We start from the raw sequence: 19,578 nt of genomic DNA on the forward strand, positions 1-19,578 counted from the left end.
TTATTCCTTGTTCTTCAGCACGTCTGGCAAGTAGGCGCGGTGAAAACCGTTGTACGACTCGCTGTTGGTCGCCTTGTGAATCGGCCAGGCGCGCCCGCCGAGGCTGGCGGCGCCGTCGATGCGCAAGGTGCTGCCGCTGACGAACGCCGCTGCCGGGCTGAGCAGGAAAACAATCGCCGCGCTGACTTCCGATTCGGTGCCGATGCGCTTGAGCGGCACGTGTTCGCGCAAAGTCGGAATCGCAGCCTTGAATGCGCCTTCGTAGGTGTCCATACCGCTGGAGGCAATCCAGCCCGGCGCCACGGCGTTGACCCGCACCCCGGCATAACCCCATTCGTATGCGGCGGTCTTGGTCAGGTTGTCCATGCCCGAACGTGCCGCGCCGGAGTGGCCCATACCGGGCATGCCGCCCCACATGTCAGCGAGCATGTTGACGATTGCGCCGCCGTGCTTGCTCATGGACTGGTTGAACACTTCCCGGGCCATCAGGAAACCGCCCACCAGATTGGTGCGCATCACGGTTTCGAAACCCTTCTGATTGATCGAGGCCAAGGGTGACGGGTACTGCCCGCCAGCGTTGTTGACCAGACCATGAATGGGGCCATGTTTGCGGATCAATTCGCTGACCAGGTGCTGCACCGGTTCTTCCTCGCGGATGTCGCAAACCGCCCAATCGGCCTTGCCACCGTCTTCGGCGATCTCCGCCGCAACGGTTTTCAGCTTGTCGGCCTTGCGCCCGACCAGCAGCACATGGGCGCCGAGGGCCGCCAGTTCGTGGGCGGTGCAGCGGCCGATGCCACTGCCACCACCGGTGACAATGATGTTTTGGCCGGCAAACAAATCGGCTTTGAAAATCGAATCGTAGGCCATGGCAGCAATCCTCTAGTTGAACTGGTCGGCGATGCGCTGGGGCACCGGAATCTGGATTTCCAGCAGTTGCTGGGCGAAGGCCTTGCCTTGCGGATCGATTCGCAGGCTGGCGACACCGCCGCCGCCGAGGGCGTTTTCCAGCAGGAAATTCAGGCTGTGACTGGCGGGCAAGTACCAGCGTTCGACTCGCCCGTGGATTGGATCGAGGACATGGCCCATCCAGTCGACGATCACTTCCGGGGTCAAGGCCTCGGCGATCCATGGCAGGAATTCGGGCGCGCGGGCCATGACGCCGATGTTGCTGTGGTTGCCCTTGTCGCCAGAGCGGGCGACCGCCAGTGTGACCAGGGCCACGCTGGCGTCGGCCGGGCCAGTCGGTTTCGGTGGCGCGAGCGGGGCTGGCAGGTCCAGCGGGTCGAGCACATCGAGGGCGGGCAGGGCACACCGGTGGCGCTGGCCCATGAAATCAATCTCCAGCGTGCAGGCGGTTTTGTCGATGAGGAACGAGAACAGCCGGATCAGCGGATACACCGTTGGCCGCCCACCGACAATCCCGGTCAACCCCGGCGCCATGCCGGTGGCGGCCTGGGCGATTTCCCGGGAGAACACGATCAAGGCCTGCTTGTCCGGATGGCGCACGGCGAGTTTGATCACCACTTCGCGGCTGTCCTGCCGCTGGCTGTGGGGGCCATAGGTGGCCTCGCTGCCCAGCAACTCGATACTCACGTCGCTGTACGGCGCCCAGCCGCGCTGGCTGAACATTTCCGAGGTCTTGTTGATGATCGCCGCGCTGACGCGCCGCGCCTTGTCGACGGCATCGATGCCGGCAATCAGACAACTGGCGGTGCAGCGAAAACCATCGGGGTAGGTGGCGCTGACCTTGTATTGAGCCGTCGGTGGCAAACCTTTGGCACCGTGCACCTGCACCGCGTTCTTGCCTTGTTGCAGCAGTTTGACCTGAGTGAAATCGCATACCACGTCGGGCAACAGATACGCGCGCGGGTCACCAATTTCGTACAACATCTGCTCGCCCACCGTCAGCGGCGTGACCAGCCCGCCGGTCCCTTCGGGTTTGCTGACGATGAATTGGCTGTCGGCGCTGACTTCGACGATGGGAAAACCGATGTGTTCGTAGTCGGGGACATCGCGCCAATCAGTGAAGTTGCCGCCCGTGCACTGGGCGCCGCATTCGATGATGTGCCCGGCCAATGCCGCCTGGGCGAGCTTGTCGTAGTCGTGCCACGACCAGCCGAACTCATGCACCAGCGCGGCGCTGACCACGGCACTGTCGACCACCCGCCCGGTGATCACGATGTCTGCCCCCAGACGCAAGGCTTCGACGATGCCGGGTGCACCGAGGTAGGCATTGGTCGAGACGCACATTGATGGCAAGGGCGCGCCGCTGAACATTTCATGAATGCCCAGGTTGCCCAGCTGTTTGAATTGCGGTTGCAGATCGTCACCCAGCAGCACGGCGATCTTCAGCGCCACTCCGGCCTTGTCGCAGGCCGCTTGCAGGACTGCGGCGCAGGCTTGGGGATTGACCCCGCCGGCATTGCTGATGACCCGGATGTTTTGCTCCGCGAGTTGCGGCAGCAAGGGCGCGAGGACTTCGATGAAGTCGCTTGCATAGCCGGCCTGGGGATCTTTCATCCGCGCACCGGCCATGATCGACAGGGTGATCTCGGCCAGGTAGTCAAAGACCAGATAGTCCAGATGTCCGTGTTCCACGAGTTGCGCGGCGGCGGTCGAGGTATCGCCCCAGAAGGCGCTGGCGCAACCGATGCGAATTGTTTTAGGCGCAGTCCATTCCATAGCCACCTCCAACCGAAGTGTGTCGACACTACCAAGCAAGCGCTTGGTTTGTAAATGACTTGATTATCTTCTGCCCAAGCGCTTGCTTGGTTGCATCCATGAGCATAAATTGCCCGCGCAACCCCGCTGTTTTCGGGGGGATCGGCGTTACTGATTGATCGACTGTAGGAGAGAACGGGTGGACGAGCAAAAAGCCCTGAGGGTCATGCGCGAATTGGTGGACGACGGCCAATTGACCGACCCGGATAGCGCCCGTGGCAAGCTGCTGCAAGTGGCGGCCCACCTGTTCCGCAATAAAGGCTATGAACGCACGACCGTGCGCGATCTGGCCGGTGCCGTGGGCATTCAGTCGGGGAGTATTTTCCATCACTTCAAAAGCAAGGACGAAATCCTGCGCGCCGTGATGGAAGAAACCATACGCTACAACACCGCGTTGATGCGTGCGGCCATCGCCGAGGCCGGGAATGTGCGCGAGCGGGTGCTGGCGTTGATCCGCTGTGAATTGCAGTCGATCATGGGTGGCAGCGGCGAGGCCATGGCCGTGCTGGTCTACGAATGGCGCTCGCTGTCCGAAGACGGCCAGGCCAAGGTTCTGGCGCTGCGGGACATCTACGAAGACATCTGGCTGCAAGTACTGGGCGAAGCCAAGACCGCCGGGTTTATCCGCGGTGATGTGTTCATCACCCGACGGTTCCTGACCGGCGCATTGTCCTGGACCACGACCTGGTTTCGCGCCGGCGGCAGCATGAGCCTCGATCAGTTGGCCGATGAGGCGTTGATATTGGTGCTGGAAGAGCAGCAATAAAGTTGAATTGGCCAGCATTAAACTGGCTAATTGGATGAAACCGCCTAGCTTGAATGCATTGATGTCGTTTTATTGGGGAGTGGGGTTGTATTGATGGGTTCGCCAATTCGGACTGCCTCGCAGCTTTTGCTGGCGATGCTTGCGGCATCAACGATGATGCCGTCCCAGGCTGCGCAACTGGTGCGCATTGGAGCCGCGCACTTTCCGCCCTACACCGTGCGCCCGGAATCCGGGGCCGATACCGGGTTGCTGCCGCAACTGGTCGAGGCCCTGAACGCCTTGCAAACTGACTACCAGTTTGTCCTGGTGCCCACTTCCATTCCCCGGCGCTTCGGTGACTTCAAGCAGAGCCGGGTCGACATGGCCATCTTCGAAAATCCCGCCTGGGGTTGGGAAGACATCCCCCACACGGCCGTCGACATGGGGCTGGAGGACGCCGAGATTTTTGTCGCGCAACGCCTGCCCGATCGACAGCAAAGCTATTTTGCCGACCTGAATGGCAAGCGTCTGGCACTGTTCAGCGGCTATCACTACGAATTCGCCAACTTCAATGCCGAGCCCGAGTACCTTGCGAAAAACTACAACGCCACGCTGACCTATTCCCATGACAGCAATCTGCTGATGGTGTTACGCGGTCGCGCCGATATCGCCCTGGTCACGCGCTCTTACCTGAACGACTATTTTTTGCGCAATCCGAATGTCGCCAAGGAGTTGTTGGCGTCTGATCGCATCGATCAGGTCTATCACCATTACGCCATCCTGCGCCCGGCGGCCCCCATCAGCGGCGAGGCCTTCGGCAAGTTGTTGCAAGGCTTGCGGGACAACGGCCAGATGCTGAGGATTTTCGATCCGTACAAGATTGCGCTTGTGCCGATCCCGCACAACGAACCGGCTCCACAGGTCGCCAAGTGATGGTCTTTTCCTAAATTTCCCGCCGTGGCTCACGTCACCTCGTTGAACTGTCGACGATTATCGTGAGCCTGATCCATGCCCAATCTGTATGACCTGACTGCCCTGTATCTGCCGACAGGCAGTCGTCTTGCCGCTGATGAAACGCAAAGCCGCCTGAGTCTCAGCCTGGAGGGGCAACCGTTGTTAACCCTGCGGCTGATGCGTGGCCCCGAATTGCACGTGCAACTGGAGGAGCATTTCGGTCGCCCTGAAGGGCAGGGAAGATCGCGTCGCACCGTTCTACGAGGCCGGGGATTACGACTGCGGTATCCACATGCTGGTGGGCGAAGAAAATCACCGCGGTCCGCACAAGGTGGCGAGCTGGTTATCGGCGCTGGTGCATTACCTGTTTCTCGATGATCCGCGCACGCAGCGCGTGGTGGCCGAGCCTCGTGCCGATAACGCGAAGATGATCGGGTACATGCGGAACCAGTGCCTTCACTGCGAGAAAGAGTTCGACTTCCCGCACAAGCTTGCGGCCTTGATGGTGTTGGGGCGGGAGCGGTTTTTTGATCGCAGCAGACTGGCCTGAGGCTTTAGATCTTTGGCGATATTCAGTGCCCCATCGCGAGCAGGCTCGCTCCCACATTTGCCCTGTGTTCGCAGGATCCTGTGGGAGCGAGCTTGCTCGCGATGGCGGCGCTGAAATATTGGATCTTATTGGCGGGAAGCCGCATCGCCACGCTTGCCCGACACCTTGCGGCAGTGCACCGGCGCATCACGAATCATGAAGTTCACCAGGGTCGGCGAGACACCGAGTTCCCTGGCGATGTCTTTTGCGGTACGCCGTGCAGGCGATACATTTCGAAAGCGTAGCGGGTGCGGCTCGGCAGCTCGGTCAACGCATCGGCAATGTGCTCCAGCGTCGAGAAATTGATGTGTGAAGTTTCCGGTGACGCACCCTGGATCACCACCTTCAGCCCTTCCTCTTCAGGGCCGGAATACTTCTGCTCCAGCGCCTGCTTACGGTAGTGGTCGATCGCCAGGTTGCGCACGATCTGGAACAGGTAGCTCAGCTGAGCCTTGATCGAACTGGTGATGGGCGGGGCCGATTGCAGCCGGAAGAATGCGTCCTGTACAACATCTTCGGCACGTGAGCGGCAACCGGTAATTCGGGCAGCGATCTTCACCAGAATCAATCGATTGTCGACGAATGCCTGAAGTAGCGGTGTATCGCACCTGCTTGTGGATACTGGTTCCATCATGGACATCACCCTGTTGCCAATAGGTTAGCGGGACGGCGAATAAACCGGGGGGGCCGTCCTGCACATCGAGCGACAAACTACGCCTAATGGTAATTATTATCAAATGAGAAAAATAACTAATTAGTTACAACGGTGCGAAGTGAAAACTGCGACACGTTGACTCACTTCAGTGCGCTTGGTGTTCCAGCCGACACCTAATTATTTCACGACGTCATCCGTTCTCATTGGTGAATGAAACAGCGCAATCCTCATAACCCTGTAGGAGCGAGCTCGCGATGGTCGTCAACGATGGCGATGGGCGCCTGACACTCCGCGGCGCTCTCCTTTTTTTCGCGAGCAAGCTCGCTCCTGCAGCCGAAACCAGGCAGGAAACCTCATGACCGACGCGTTCGAACTCCCCAGCACGATGGTCCAGGCCCTTCAGCGCCGCGTGGCCCTGAAACCAGATCGGGTGGCCCTGCGTTTTCTCGCCGAGACCCCGGAACAAGTGGTGGTGCTCAGCTATCGCGAACCGGATCAGAGGGCGCGAACGATTGCCGGCGCATTGCAGGCTCAAGCGGATGTTGGCGACCGCGTCGTGTTGCTGTTCCCCATCGGCCCGGATTACGTCGCGGCGTTCTTCGGTTGTCTGTACGCCGGGGTGATCGCAGTGCCGGCCTACCCGCCGGAGTCGACGCGGCGTCATCACCAGGAACGCCTGTTGTCGATCATCAGCGATGCCGAACCGCGCTTGCTGTCGACCAGCGCCAGACTGCGCGATGGGTTGCAGCAAATTTGGTGCGCTACAAACCTTTCGACGCTAATCGGGCTATCTGTGCAACCGTTGGATGAAGTTCTGTCTCTCCCTGCAAATGGATCATTCCCATTTCCAGTGCTTTGAACAGCGCCAGCCAGCGCGAGCTGACGCCGAATTTTCGACGAATATTGCCGAAGTGATAATTCACTCCCGCCTCGGAGCAATTGAGGATCCGTCCGATCTCCCAGGACGATTTGCCAATGGCACACCACTTCAGGATTTCCTGCTCTTTGGCAGAGAGGTTCTGGGGGATATGAGGTGTTTTCGCATAGCTGCGGGGCTTGGCGGGTAGCGTTTTGGGTTGGAACTGGGTTGGGCTCGCAGTGTGCATGGCTGGTCTCCCGGGGTAGGGGCGCCTTGGAGGGCGGTGAGTAACTCCAGGACTCTTTTATAGCGCGATTCAGCGTCGCTGGAACCTGTAAGAAATAACAGGTCGGTGGGCTTTTTTCGCAGGCTGGTTGCGAGTGTAGGTTCAGGGGGGGGCTAACTGAGTTGATAGTGTTTTTTGTTTTGTTGTTCGGGAGTGTATGCGTGTTGCAGCGATTGGGTTTGTTGAGGTGAATGGTAAGGTAGGTGTTAAGTTTTTGAAAAGTGGAAGCTTTTCGCAAGTTGAAAGTGATTTTTATAGTGTACTAGCAGTTCTGCTAGTGTGTGGGTGGCTTTTTTTATGGGTTAATGCAGGTGCGGAGTGTTTTTATGAAAAAAGCACTGTAGTTATAAAATTTTTCTTTTGGAGATGGTAAATGAATCAGCCAGTTTTCAATAAGCTAAATTTCGATGAGTCAGCTCTTATCCCTAAAGTTGAAGAGGTGACAAGAAATACTATAAAATTGTCGTGGGAGCATCGCGCAGGTGTAGTGGAATATCTTCTTACTGCTGCAAGCGGAAATTCAGAAACGATTTATAAAGGGCTAAATACAACTGCTACTCACGGATCGCTTAAGTCAAATACCGGATATAGTTATTTTATTAGTGGAGTAAGTGCTGATGGGAAGAGGACTAAACCGGCCTTGATCAACGCACGTACGAAAGTTAGAGGTAAGCCGAGTGCACCACCATATCTCCGGGCAGTTGATAAAAAGTACGACTCAGTATTATTAGTATGGGGTGCGGGGGGGACAGATGGTGGCGAACCTCGTTATCTCGTAACACGAGACGGGGTTACGCTCGATAGACCTGTAGCTGAAGAGTTTAGAGATTCAAGTCCTTTGGAGGGGAGGGATCATGTTTACTGTGTACAGACAGTTGATGATGAGTTTTATGAATCTGAACCTATCTGTATAACCGTCAGCTTCGAGGACTCTAACGCACCCACAGTCCCTTCGAATCTGCGTACCAGCCATCTTGGCCTGATATTGAGTTGGGATGCGTCGCAGGACAGTTCCGGTGATATTACTTATAAAGTTGATCAGGGGCTCGGTAATATATTGGGGGAGACAAAGCAAACAGAATTTTCTATTACCGGGTTGCAACCGGGGCAGCGATATGAGTTTGGAGTGACGGCCTCCGATAAAGCCGGTAATCAGTCGAACAGGGCGACCATTCATTATCCGGAACTGGGTATTTCTCTTCAGAGGGAATAGTCGTCTCCCTGTGTCGCTGACCATGTGTGTATAAAAAAGTCCCGATGTCTGTGCATCGGGATTTTTTTTGTGCGCCGGTAAGCACGTCCGGTTGATTTTCACATCAAAGACCTCTTTCAGCCCCGGTACACCCTCGGGATCTACAGCCCTGCCTCCTCGCTGAACGCTTCCCGACATCCCTGAAGAGCTTCAAAACACTCACCGACAACACTTGCGCAACGGGCCAGCGGCAGTCGGGCCCCTTTCATTATTCGCGCGCGAAGGTGTTTAAGTCGCAGGGATTTATCCTACAGAATGTTCGGATAGTTCTGGCATACCGGTACTACAGAAAACGAGAAGATGCGCGCCGTTGAAACGCAACATCATATTTACTGATGTTGATCAATAACCCGGTGCCTGACTTTTGTCACTTGGCCGAAGCACGCACTATTAATCAGATGTTTAAAGGTGAATCCAATGTTCAAGAAAATTGCAATTTCTGCCCCGGTGCTCGCTTTGGCTTTTGTTTCCTCGGCTGCCATGGCTGTTCCACAAACTCACAACATTCAAGTTTTCGCTGATATTCCGAGCTCCGACTTCTATGTGCAGCCAGTCAACCACGATACTGTAGCCATGCCTCAGCAATTGCTCTGGAATGCTACAACTTCCAAGCTGGAAAGTATCAGCCGTGACTTCAAGGCGAAAAGCAACGTTGCCACTGGCACCGCCCCTGCCATCAAGGCAACTCTGCTGGACCCAGCAGTTATGACCTCTGGCTCAGACGAAATTCAGTTGGAAGTCAAGTTCAATAGCGTTGCGTTGACTCTGGACAACGAAGTGGATGTTATTCCCGCTGGCGGTGCAACCACTGAACGCATCGTTCCCCTGAGCATTACGCCAATCGAACCTGATGACGGTTACAAGGAAGGTAACTACACCGGAAACGTTCGTGTGATGTTCGACGCGCCTTGATGGTTGTTGGATAAGTTCCAAATAACAGTATGTCCTTTATGTGGCCGGCGCAGCCGGTCGCATTCTTTCTTGCATATGCAAGCGCTAACTTGAGATGTTGATCAATGTTTTCGATGACTCCTATCGCAGGAGCGCTTGCGCTATTTATTTGCGCAGGTGCGCTTGCCAGTGAAAGCAAGCCTGCGAACAGGTCCATAAGTTTGCTCCAGCAGGCTGAAGGTTTGCCTGCAGAGTTTCATGAATTCTTTTTTGATGTTCCATTGGCTGTTCGAGTCGAAGTCGATCGACAGTTCCTGGGCGAAGCCATGATCCTGTTGACCCGCGATGAACGAGTGACGCTGATCAACTTTACGGATACACGCAACAGTGACCTTACTACGAGCGAGCGTGATGAGTGGGCCGCTTTCCTTACGCAAGGCGCGGCGTTGGGGGCCTGTAAAAGTGGCTGCCCTCGGCAATTGCAGTCGATTCACTACAGTCTGGAAGACTCGATGGTGTCGTTGGTGACGGCGAACGCCGAGCGCGATCCGCAAACCCGACTGTTCCATGACCAGCCTGAAGGCGGCAGCCACGGTATGATTGTGCGCAATCAACTGAACATCAGCGGCGGTCAGCAGCAGAATGTCGCCGGCCGTTATGGCCTGGAGGCATCCGCGAGCCTGGGCAACTGGACGAACACGTTCAATGCTCAACTGTCGCGCATGTCTGGGATAGACACGGGCATCAAGCATGCTGTCCATGAGTTGCATACCCAACGGGAACTGGAGGGCACCTTCATCCGTGCCGGGTATTTCACGCCCAGTGCCCAAGGTCTGACTCGGTCTGTACGCACCATCGGGCGAGGTCCCGACACGGTAATGGGACTCATGTACGGCAGTTCCGACAGCCTCGCGATCGATAACGCCAACCCTAGTCTCTATCCCATAACGGTGACCGCCAACCGACAAGCGATGGTGGAAATCTATCGCAACGGTGTGCTGATCAACAGTCAGCAGGTGGCGAGCGGTCTGCAGACGCTCGATACACGTCCGCTGCCTGGCGGAATCTACGAAGTGGAAGTACGCGTGGTCGAAGACGGTCAAGTGATTACCACCACTTCGGAGCTTATTTATAAACCCACTAACTGGCGCAACCCGGAAAATCGCTGGCGCTACAACCTGTTCGCCGGTCGCGAGAGCAAACTGCTCAGCAATTGGCAGGAGCGCGATGACGGTGAATTGACGGCAGGCGCAGCCTTTAACTTCTTGCTGCATCCGCGAGTTGTCCTGGGGCTTTCCGCCCGTCAGGTCAAGGAGCAGATGCAGTTGGGCACCTCTGCCGACTTGACGGTGGGCGAGAAAACTTCCGTTTACACCAGCCTTTCCCAGACCAAGGGAGAAGGCACGGGGATGGAGGTGCAAGGTGTGCATCGCTACAACGGCGGCAATGTGGTGTTGCGCCATCAGCGCAGCTGGCTGGACACCCGTAATACTTACGAAGTGCTGCCGGACGGGACACACATCCGTCAACGCAACACCTACAACGGACAAACCAGCAATACATCGTTGTCGGTGAATCAGCGCTTGAACAGCAAGAGCTCGGTCAGCGCGCAGGTCTCGCAAAGTCAGGGTTATTCCGAAGGCGTGGGCATCGACCTGAGCTGGACCCGCAACGCACAGTTGTTCGGTAGCAGCGCCGACTGGCGCGTGGCGGTGTTCGATCGACCGGGCACGGTTGGCACTGCCGACCAGCGAAACCGCGGGATCGATATCAGCCTGCGCATGGCACTGGGTTCCGACGGTCACCAGGTGAGCGGTAGCGTCGGTCAACGTACATCGCGTGACGGTGGACGCGATCCCAACGCGTCCATCACCTATCGTCGCGACCTCAAGGATCACGTCCTGCAAAGTGTTTCTGCAACCGTCAGTAAAGACGTGTTCGGGACAGGTCAGGCGGGCACGGCTGATTTCAAGACTGACCAGGTCAGCGGTTCGATGCATGGGCAACGTTCCTCCTACAACGGTCAGATCAGCGGCGGTTTGAATCTGGACAGTACTTTGGCGGTCAGTGGCAAGAAACTCGTATTCAGTAGCCAGGCCTCGACCGGAGAGGCGGGAATGATCGTCGATGTCGAGAGCGATCTCGATGATATCGAGCTGCGGGCCGACGACTTCGCCGGTACCCACGCCACATTGCGGCCGGGGCGCAATTTCATTCCCGTTTCGGCGTACAAGAACGGCACGGTGAATTTTGATTTCAAGGGCACCGATGTGCCCGCGGCGGCAATCCAGCCTGCGCGCACTACCTATCACTTGAACAAGGGTGGAGTGGATTATCGCCAGGTGCGCATTCTGAAGACCGTGACCGTGATGGGGCGCCTGTTGGATGCTGGTGGAAAACCGTTGAAAGGCCATCACGTTATCAACCACGCCAGTCGTGGTGTCAGCGAAGTTGATGGGTTCTTTTCCATGGAACTTAGCGAGAATTCTCCTACACTCGAAGTGCGGCACGACAGTCAGTTGTTATGCCAGTTCAGGCTCGATCCAGCCTCCCAGCGTCGAGAGAATGATGTGCTGATGGTAGGGGATCTGCGGTGTCATCCGGACACCTTGGCCGAAGCTGCTTATAAGTCTGAGAAAGCCAGTTGATGGGCACTTATACAACAGCAGTCAGAACATGGCGTACACAGGACAGTCAAATGAACAAGTTAATCAACCGTCTGGTGCTGGGATCGGCACTTTGCGGGTTTGCAAGTTTAGCCAATGCCGCTGTATTGGACGTACAGGCCGAGATCAGGCCGGATCCGATTAATCCGGGAAGCGCGGAGATTATCAACAACACACCTGTCACCGGGTACTGCACGGAATATCCGGGTAATTGCAGCAGTAAGGGAATTCGAAGTAATAGCTTTGCTATTGAGTTTAGGTCGTCAGGGACCATTCTCAAGGATCAGGTGATCCCCTTTGGTATCCCGGCGAGATGGCGCAGATTTACTGTCCAACATGCGGTTGTTCCTGGCGAAACGGCGGAGATCGAAATTCGCATTGCCGGAGTGGGGACCCGTTATCGATTGGATAGGACAGCACAAGAAATCACCGACGGTCCGGGTCACTGGCCTGTGTTTGATCATCATGCAAGTCTCTGGACTCCCTCATGGGCTGAGGCAACTTCTCCCTGCCAGAATGTGAATGTTACTTCCCAAGGTGCTGATCCTAATGGAACAGACTTTACGGCATTTTGGTTGACACCGCATAGCGACACTACTTGCTCAAGAAGTCCGGGATACAACATTCCCGGCATGTCCTTGCAAAGGCTCGATGTGCATTATGAGTTGCGGGCTGTTCGACCGGAACAATTGATAAGTGGTGACTATCAAGGGTCGTATACCTACTCCACCAGCGGTGATTTCAATATGGGTGCCTTGAACCCCAATGACGGTGCAGTGACATTCAATTTGAACCTGACGGTAAAGCAGGACGTCAACGTCAAAATGTCCGCCGACAGTGTTGCCCTGGCACCCAAGGGCGGCTGGATGGAGTGGATCACTCATGGACGACGACCCGAGAAAATATTGGGTGACTTGCGGTTTTTCATCTTGACTTCTTCGCCGTTTAAAATGGATCTCAGCTGCAGTCAATTGGGAGTTGGAACCTGTCTGATAAGCAACGGTACCCACGATGTACCTGTCGATATCAGTGTCAGCCTGCCAAGTCCTTGGGTGGACGATACAGGTCAGCCGGTAGTACGGCGTCCGCTGACGATAGGCGGTGCCGGCCTGGAGCATCTGAAGCCTATAGGATTGCCCACACGACAACCCAGCCTGCTGCATTTTGAAGTGCCGCAAGATTCAGTTGCAACAATGCATGACGATAGCAGTTATCGAGGAACCGTTAATATAACTTTTGATTCCGATATCTAATCGCAGTAGCAAAGCCTGAGGCTTACTCAGGCTGTTGTCCCAGTACGAGGCTTTATCTCATGAAATCCATTTATATGTTGTTGTGCACATTTTTTTTCAGTCTGTGTGCGCATGCCGGCCCCAGCCTGCAAATTGGTACCTTCTATGACTTTATGAAGGACAATCAAAGTACCTATCTGAAACGTATTCATAACGGTGGTACTTCAACGGCGTTCGTCAAGATCGAGATCAAGGAGATCTTTTATCAGAAAAATGGAAAATCCCGCGAAGTGCCCTTGAAGAGTGTCGATGGCAGTACCCGAGACGGTCTGGTCGCCAGCCCGGCGAGGCTTATCGTACCGGCCAAAGGGACTCAGGGTACTCGCCTGCTGTATACCGGCGATCGAAGTAAAGAGCGGTATTTTCGGGTTCGTTTTTTACCCGTCGTTCCCGAAAAAGAAGACAAATTTGCCGTCTCGGACACTGAGCGTGAGACTTATGGAAAAGAAATGTCTGCCGGTTTCAACGTAATGGCCGGTTATGGCATGGTGTTTTTTGTTCGCCCGGCCAATACCCGTTTTGATACCAGAATCGATAACACGGATAATGGTTATCAAGTGAAAAACAATGGCAATAGCGTAGTTGTCATCGATTCCTTCAAGGATTGTTCGGCGAAGAACGAAGATGATTGCAAGCCGACCAAAAAAGTCCACTTGATTCCAGGTCATGATTTCGCGTTCGACAAACAAGCGGGTCGAGTCTATCGCTACAACCTGATCGAGGACGAAAAGAAAACACCTGTGGAAGTGAAGAGGTAGTCAGCGTTCATGAGTCATGTTCCCCAAGGCACCGGCCCGGCGGTGCTGCTGGCCGGCAGTTTCCTGTGAGACCAGGCCATGTGGGTGCCGCAGCGTATCAAGGGGCTGGTGAGGGGGGCATTACCTTTAGCCGCGAGGATTTCATGGTCCGACTGGGTGAGCTCGACGGTGCCAGCACGCTGGTAATGTGCGGCGACCAGGATATCCCGCGTCCGCCGGAGGAAACCCGTGAAATGGCTGAGTCGATTGGCTGCCCATGGCTGCTGGTGCCGGAGGCGGGGCAAATCTCGCGAAACGCTTGAACGCAAGATCTTCAGCAACCTCGCTTTTACACTGATCCCGCGGTTTGCAGGGGTGATGTAAAGCGGGCCGATTTGGGCTGATATACCTAGTACTCAAGAACGCGCTGTCCAATACCATTGGGTTTCACTCACATCGATACCCAATGCGCGTAACTTCTCCGCAACGTATCTCAGGCAAGATCCTCCATCAGGCTTATAGTGGCCGGACGCATCGTTTATGTGAACTATCACATTTTTAATAGGGGCAGTATTTGTCTTGGATTCAACTTTGAATTCGCCTGCGCAAATAACCGGGCGGCCGCTGCCCAGTTGGCTGTGTCGTATGTAATCCTGAGTGTCTGCATGCTTCCAGCGCCGATAGATGATTGATCCCTCCGGTGTATATACCCAGGTATAACTATCACTGTCTGTATTGGGGTGTAGTATCTCGGTTTCTCGTGTTTTCAATAGCTCACCAACCAGTTTTCCGTCTATCATTCCGATCAGTTGGCCAACACCATCAATTTTCGACGGATCGTAAGTGCGCCAGGACTTGAGGTCGGCGATGTAGGGCAGCCATCTGACCGGATAGGTTTGAGCATTCAAATCGATAGGACGTTTATCATTGTTTGACCATGCAGACCATTCGATCTGTCCGGCCCAGACCTGATGCAGGTGTGTCGAGTGATTCCCGAGCCATTTATGGATTTTTCTGAAAGATGAATTACTGAAAATACCATTGACGGTCAGCGTCACACCTCCAAGCTCCCAATCATCATTGATCAACGGATGATCTGTCGGAATTTGATAAAATGCTACATGCTCTATTTCACTTATGTGTACATCTGATTTTCCAAACAATCTCAGTATGTCAACTTCGATGGTGGTATTGGATCCGGCACTCGGGGTCTGTTTCATTAGTTGCATGTTGGCTGTATGGCCCATGCTTATGTAAATGCTGTCGTCGGTGCCGGCCCAGTAATCGTTGCCGATGGTTATCGATACGGTGAGTTCGGTAACCATCGCACTCGGTTCAAAGGTTTTGGTGAATTCGCTGATCATTTTATTTGTCCTTGAGTTTTATCGAAAGTCCATCCATTGCCAAGATAAGACTATCTGATGACTCTAATGATCAGCTATATGTTTTAGGTGTTGCTTTATTGCCTTTTGTTAGTCTCAAGTATATGCCTGATGACTACTTCGGTCCGAGAATCTTCGCCAGCTTGTCCGGCGAAGGCGCGCCTTGCTGCTGTTGCAGATTACCCTTGTCGTCCATGTAGAAAATCGCCGGTGTCGCCTGCAGCTCCAGCTCTTCCATCAATTGCATGTTGGCCGCGAATTTTGCCTGAATCGCTGGCGGCACTTCCTTCAAGGCCTTGAGCGAGCTGTCCTTGCCAGCGGCTTCGTGATCCTGCAGGGCTTTTTCCGGGTCTTTGGCCGCGAGCAGTGCGGCGGATTTCCCCGGACTGTCTTCGCGGATGATACCCACCATGATGTGGCGCAACTGCACCTTGCCAGCCTTGACCCACGGCCGGGCCTGTTCCCAGAACATATTGCAGTACGGGCAGTTCGGGTCACTGAACAGGTACACCACGCGCGGCGCATCCTTTTTGCCGTCGCCGATCCAGTTGCTGGTTTCGAACTTGGCCCAGACTTCCTTGGCCATCGGTGCGTACACCAGTTTCTGCAATGGTGCGCTGCTCAGGTCATTGCCCTCGGCGTCATACAAGTTGCCCAGCAATACGTGTTTGCCATCCGGGGTCAGATACAGCGCCATGCCGCGGCTTTGGTATTGCGCGGCATAACCGCGCAAGCCGTCGGGGGCGTCGAACTGACCGACGATTTTCGCGCCCTTGGCCTCGATTTTCTTGATGGCATCGGGCAACTCTTCGGCCTGTACCGACGGCAGGTGCAACAGGGCAGCACCGAGGCTCAGGGTCAGCAGGTGGCGGAGGCGGGGCATGGCAGTTTCCTTGAAGAGGTGACGGGTACGGTGTCGAAGTTTTCCAGCGCGCGGGCCAGACTGGCTTCCGATAGCTCGCCCAGATGACTGCCCAGCAGGCGACCTTCGGGGCTATAGAACAGCGTAGTCGGCAATGCCATGGAACCGACGGCCTGGCTCAGGCGCCCGCCGCCGTCGAACAGCACGTTGGTCAGGCTCAGGCCCTGGGTTTCCAGAAAGGTCGCGACGCTTTGCATGCTTTCCGCCTGATTGACGAACAGGAACGTCAGGTCTGGCCGGTGTTGCTGGGCGTTTTCCAGCACCGGCATTTCCCGGCGGCATGGCGGGCACCAGGTGGCCCAGAGATTGATCACCAACGGGCCCCCCTTGTAGTCGGCCAGTTGCACGACTTCTCCGGCGGCGTTTTTCAGGCTGATTTCCGGCAGGCGTGTGCCTTGTTCATAAATCGACAGGGAGAACGTCGCCAACAACCAGAACGCCAGGCCACTGGCCACGCCAAAGCCCAATGGACGGCGCAAACCCGGACGACGCCAGCCGCGATACAGCGCGGCGAGCAAAACGACAATCACCCCCGGCCAGGCAAGGAAACCGCCATCGCGCAGGTCGATGACCTGCCACGGATCGTTGCGATAGTGCGCCCAATAGACCGCCACGAAGCTGATCCGGGCCGCAAGCATGCCCATCAGAAACAGGCTGAACAGTACCGACTCGGGGTTATCTCCACCTCGCTTGGCCACCCGCCAGCCAACAAAAGTGGCCAGCGCCAGTGCACTGATCAACAGCAGGTGATTGAGCGCGATGGCAAAGGTGCCGAGGGTGAAGGTCAGCATTAACGGGCGTCTCGGGTGGTGGTCCAGCGTTGCAGGAAAGTATCGGCATCGACCTCGCCGGTGATGCGCTGACTGCGACGCTCTTCACCGTCAGCCCCAATCCACAGCAGGCTCGGTGGCCCTGGCACTTTGTAACGGCCGAGCAGTTCGCGGCTGGCGGCATTGTCGGCGGTCACGTCCAGTCGGAGCAAGCGCACATCGCTCAGGGCTTCCAGGACACGGGCTTTGCCGAACACCTGCTTTTCCATGACCTTGCATGACACGCACCAGTCAGCGTAATAGTCGAGCAGCACCCACTGGCCCTGAGCCTGCGCGGCGTCGAGTTCCTGTTGCAGTGCCTGCGGATCCTTGATGGTGGTGAAGGCATCGTGGCCAACCGGTACGGCGGCTACTGCCTGGTTCGAGGCGCGGTAGACCTGCAATGGATTGAACGGATCATCGCTGCCACCGGCCGCCCCGATCACCAACAGGCCACCCCACAAACCGAGCAACAACGAACTGGCGCCAAACAGGTGCGCGATGCGGCCGAAACCTTCCGACTGTTTCCAGGCGCTGTAGGCCGCGATCAACAGCAGTGCACCGCACAAGCAGACCCACAGGGACTCGTCCAGCACCGGGCGCAGCATCAATAATGCGGTGGCGAGGAACAGGAAGCCGAAAATGCCCTTGACCAGATTCATCCACGCGCCAGGCTTGGGCATGAAGCGATTGCCGACGGTCACCAGCAACAGCAGCGGCACACCGATGCCGATGCCCATGGTGAACAGAATCAGTCCGCCATGCAGCGCGTTACCGCTTTGCGCGATGTAGAGCAGGGCGCCGGCCAGCGGTGCGGTCATGCACGGGCCGACCAGCAGACCGGACAGCGCCCCCAGCACCCCGGCACCGATCAGACTGCCGCCGCGTTGATTGCGCGAGACGTTTTCCAGGCGATCGCGCACGGCTACCGGCAGTTGCAGTTCGAAGTAGCCGAACATCGGCAGTGCCAGCAGCACGAAAATCGCCGCGAAACTCCCCAGCGGCCAAGGGTTCTGCAACCAGGCTTGCAGGTTCGCCCCGAGGGATGCAGCCAGGACACCCATCGCCGCGTAGACCAGCGCCATGCTGACCACGTAACTGCTGGCCAGGGCGAAACCACGCTTGGGCGTGGCACCACTGCCGACGATCAATCCGGCCAGAATCGGCAGCATCGGCAATGAACAAGGCGTGAAGGCCAGCAACAGGCCCAGGCCGAAGAACAGCAAAAGGCTCCAGCCCAACGCCCGTTGTTGCAGGCTGCTGGCCAGCGCTTGGTCCGGTGCTTCAGTGGCCGTGTTCGCCACACGGGCATCGTCCAGATCGACGATTCTGGTTTGCGGTGGATAACACAAACCCGCATCGGCGCAACCTTGGTAGCTGACTTTCACCTGACCACCGGCCCCGGCTGGAATCTTCAGTTCCAGGGCCTGGCGATAGACTTGTTGCTGACCGAAGAACTCATCGCTGTGATCTTCGCCTTGGGGCAATGCGGGGTGCTGCGCGACAGGCAATCCGTCGAACTTCAAGCGTTTTTGATACAGGTAATAGCCGTCGGTAATTTGCCAATAGAGCTGGGTTTCACCGGATTCCAGGCGTTCGGAAGTAAAAGCGAAGGCTTTGTCGACTGGAAGAAAGTCGGGTTTGGTTTCAAATGGATTGTTGCCAGCCTGGGCCTGACCCAGGCTGGCAATCAATGCCAGCAGCAAAAAAACGAAGTAACGCATCGACAACACCTGGAGGTTTACATTATCCGTTCACGATGATGGCCATCGATTAACCGGGTGTTAACGCAGTGAAGTCGAGCGTTTGCTGTGACAGATGCAACGAGGTGTCGTTGACTGGCCCGATCACCTGACCGAGCTATAGGTCAGCCTGTACTCGGACATTGGCGGATGATCAGCCTCCCATTGCCGGGCAAAGACTTTCGCCGCGTCGATCTGAACGGCTGTCATGTCTTTTGCAATGGTCTGGAGGTCCTCCGCGGCCAGGGTATGCGCGAACAACTCCCGGGTGGTTTCGGTGATCAGCCAGAACAAACCGTAACTTTTGACCAGATCTTCCGTGAATCCATACTCATCATTCCCGTCATAATCTATGTAAAAGCCCCCGACGGCACGGCCATAGTTCAGCAACGCATGGACATCATTGAGCTGTACACGTTTTTCCAGCCATTGACGCCTGACAGGCAGGTCCCGATTGATGGGGGGACGATTGGCGTACCAGGTCATCGCCTTCGAAAGACCGCCCTCGGCGGCTTTTTTCAGCAATGCGTCAATGGCCGCTTCCCGTTCGATGTTATCGGTAATGAGCTTTTTGTCCTCGTCATACTTGATCGCGAGAATGTACTGGGCCTCCATCGATCCGGCATCGGCCGCTTTTTTCAGCGTTGCAATGTTCTGGTCCAGTTCGTACAGCTCAAGCATGGCGTCGGCATTGCCTTTATCCGCCTCTGCCTGAGCCAGCTCCCTGGCCTTTTTCAGTGAGTCATCGTCGCCCAGCCGCATCAGGGCATACACGTGATTTTGCGCCGCGGCCAGTCCATACCACTTTTTGGCGTCATCGGTCAGGCCGTTTGCCCGGCGTCTGAAGACTTCGCCCAAGGCGTATTGCGCATCCCGATTGCCAGCCGTCGCGCCGATAGTCAGATAGGTTTGCGACTGGGTGAATTCACCCAGGTTGTACAATGCCAGCCCCTTCGTCGTGGCGTGTGTTTGCAGTTCGGTTATTTGCGTGGTGTGCATGACCAGACTGTCACGCAGATTGAAAAGTGTCTTGAGCGCAGTTTCGTAGGTGTACATAGTAGGTACCGGTGTTG

At 56.1% G+C, this 19,578-nt stretch carries 15 protein-coding genes and 4 pseudogenes; 10 read left to right on the plus strand and 9 right to left on the minus strand.

What is annotated here, in order from left to right; genetic code table 11:
- Positions 1 to 870 (minus strand): SDR family oxidoreductase, encoded by an 870-nt coding sequence (locus tag ACEN8Z_RS10805; RefSeq protein ID WP_108229918.1) that lies wholly within the window; start codon positions 868 to 870, stop codon positions 1 to 3.
- 12 nt (positions 871 to 882) lie between these two features.
- The gene (locus ACEN8Z_RS10810) at positions 883 to 2,685 is read right to left on the minus strand and encodes an acyclic terpene utilization AtuA family protein (protein WP_495597601.1); all 1,803 of its coding nucleotides are present in this window, start codon (positions 2,683 to 2,685) and stop codon (positions 883 to 885) included.
- 178 nt (positions 2,686 to 2,863) lie between these two features.
- Here ACEN8Z_RS10810 and ACEN8Z_RS10815 point away from each other — a divergent pair, with 178 nt between their 5' ends.
- The 3 genes and pseudogenes from ACEN8Z_RS10815 to ACEN8Z_RS10825 form a co-directional block, all read left to right on the plus strand.
- The gene (locus ACEN8Z_RS10815; protein ID WP_495597602.1) at positions 2,864 to 3,490 is read left to right on the plus strand and encodes a TetR/AcrR family transcriptional regulator; all 627 of its coding nucleotides are present in this window, start codon (positions 2,864 to 2,866) and stop codon (positions 3,488 to 3,490) included.
- Between the two features lie 93 nt (positions 3,491 to 3,583).
- On the plus strand, positions 3,584 to 4,402 hold the full coding sequence (locus ACEN8Z_RS10820) for a substrate-binding periplasmic protein (RefSeq protein WP_495597603.1): 819 nt from the start codon (positions 3,584 to 3,586) through the stop codon (positions 4,400 to 4,402).
- A gap of 256 nt (positions 4,403 to 4,658) precedes the next feature.
- Positions 4,659 to 4,973, plus strand: a pseudogene (locus tag ACEN8Z_RS10825) (GNAT family N-acetyltransferase); the annotation flags it as partial.
- A 125-nt stretch (positions 4,974 to 5,098) separates the two neighbouring features.
- Here the strand turns inward: ACEN8Z_RS10825 and ACEN8Z_RS10830 are convergent.
- Positions 5,099 to 5,646, minus strand: a pseudogene (locus tag ACEN8Z_RS10830) (RNA polymerase factor sigma-70).
- Positions 5,647 to 6,022: 376 nt separating this feature from the next.
- Between ACEN8Z_RS10830 and ACEN8Z_RS10835 the strand changes: the two are divergent.
- Positions 6,023 to 6,487: pseudogene (locus tag ACEN8Z_RS10835) on the plus strand (AMP-binding protein); the annotation flags it as partial.
- On the opposite strand, the gene ACEN8Z_RS10840 reads toward ACEN8Z_RS10835, so the two are convergent.
- Positions 6,429 to 6,773, minus strand: a complete 345-nt coding sequence (locus ACEN8Z_RS10840) for a LuxR family transcriptional regulator (RefSeq protein ID WP_495597604.1) — start codon at positions 6,771 to 6,773, stop codon at positions 6,429 to 6,431. The pseudogene ACEN8Z_RS10835 and the gene ACEN8Z_RS10840 sit on opposite strands and share 59 nt — an antisense overlap.
- Before the next feature lie 412 nt (positions 6,774 to 7,185).
- Between ACEN8Z_RS10840 and ACEN8Z_RS10845 the strand changes: the two genes are divergently transcribed.
- The 6 genes and pseudogenes from ACEN8Z_RS10845 to ACEN8Z_RS10870 form a co-directional block, all read left to right on the plus strand.
- On the plus strand, positions 7,186 to 8,025 hold the full coding sequence (locus ACEN8Z_RS10845) for a fibronectin type III domain-containing protein (protein ID WP_495597605.1): 840 nt from the start codon (positions 7,186 to 7,188) through the stop codon (positions 8,023 to 8,025).
- Between the two features lie 456 nt (positions 8,026 to 8,481).
- On the plus strand, positions 8,482 to 8,976 hold the full coding sequence (locus tag ACEN8Z_RS10850; protein WP_495597606.1) for a CS1 type fimbrial major subunit: 495 nt from the start codon (positions 8,482 to 8,484) through the stop codon (positions 8,974 to 8,976).
- 104 nt (positions 8,977 to 9,080) lie between these two features.
- Entirely contained in the window at positions 9,081 to 11,603 is a 2,523-nt protein-coding gene (locus ACEN8Z_RS10855) for a TcfC E-set like domain-containing protein (RefSeq protein ID WP_495597607.1), read from the plus strand.
- A gap of 50 nt (positions 11,604 to 11,653) precedes the next feature.
- Positions 11,654 to 12,874: a hypothetical protein gene (locus ACEN8Z_RS10860; RefSeq protein ID WP_495597608.1), complete on the plus strand. Its 1,221-nt coding sequence runs from the start codon at positions 11,654 to 11,656 to the stop codon at positions 12,872 to 12,874.
- A 59-nt stretch (positions 12,875 to 12,933) separates the two neighbouring features.
- On the plus strand, positions 12,934 to 13,671 hold the full coding sequence (locus ACEN8Z_RS10865; RefSeq protein ID WP_495597609.1) for a molecular chaperone: 738 nt from the start codon (positions 12,934 to 12,936) through the stop codon (positions 13,669 to 13,671).
- Positions 13,672 to 13,784: 113 nt separating this feature from the next.
- Positions 13,785 to 13,973, plus strand: a pseudogene (locus tag ACEN8Z_RS10870) (alpha/beta fold hydrolase); the annotation flags it as partial.
- Between the two features lie 93 nt (positions 13,974 to 14,066).
- Here ACEN8Z_RS10870 and ACEN8Z_RS10875 read toward each other — a convergent pair.
- The 5 genes from ACEN8Z_RS10875 to ACEN8Z_RS10895 all read right to left on the minus strand — a co-directional run bounded on the left by ACEN8Z_RS10875 (position 14,067) and on the right by ACEN8Z_RS10895 (position 19,561).
- Positions 14,067 to 15,014 (minus strand): hypothetical protein, encoded by a 948-nt coding sequence (locus ACEN8Z_RS10875; protein ID WP_495597610.1) that lies wholly within the window; start codon positions 15,012 to 15,014, stop codon positions 14,067 to 14,069.
- Between the two features lie 133 nt (positions 15,015 to 15,147).
- Positions 15,148 to 15,915, minus strand: a complete 768-nt coding sequence (gene dsbG, locus ACEN8Z_RS10880; RefSeq protein WP_007993962.1) for a thiol:disulfide interchange protein DsbG — start codon at positions 15,913 to 15,915, stop codon at positions 15,148 to 15,150.
- The gene (locus ACEN8Z_RS10885) at positions 15,891 to 16,745 is read right to left on the minus strand and encodes a TlpA family protein disulfide reductase (RefSeq protein WP_495597611.1); all 855 of its coding nucleotides are present in this window, start codon (positions 16,743 to 16,745) and stop codon (positions 15,891 to 15,893) included. The genes dsbG and ACEN8Z_RS10885 overlap by 25 nt, the downstream gene beginning before the upstream one ends.
- Positions 16,745 to 18,487: a protein-disulfide reductase DsbD gene (gene dsbD, locus ACEN8Z_RS10890; protein ID WP_495597612.1), complete on the minus strand. Its 1,743-nt coding sequence runs from the start codon at positions 18,485 to 18,487 to the stop codon at positions 16,745 to 16,747. Before dsbD ends, ACEN8Z_RS10885 begins: the two co-directional genes overlap by 1 nt.
- Before the next feature lie 123 nt (positions 18,488 to 18,610).
- Positions 18,611 to 19,561, minus strand: a complete 951-nt coding sequence (locus tag ACEN8Z_RS10895; protein ID WP_495597613.1) for a tetratricopeptide repeat protein — start codon at positions 19,559 to 19,561, stop codon at positions 18,611 to 18,613.
- Positions 19,562 to 19,578: the final 17 nt, after the last annotated feature.

The sequence above is a fragment of the Pseudomonas sp. Pseusp10 genome (assembly GCF_059492225.1).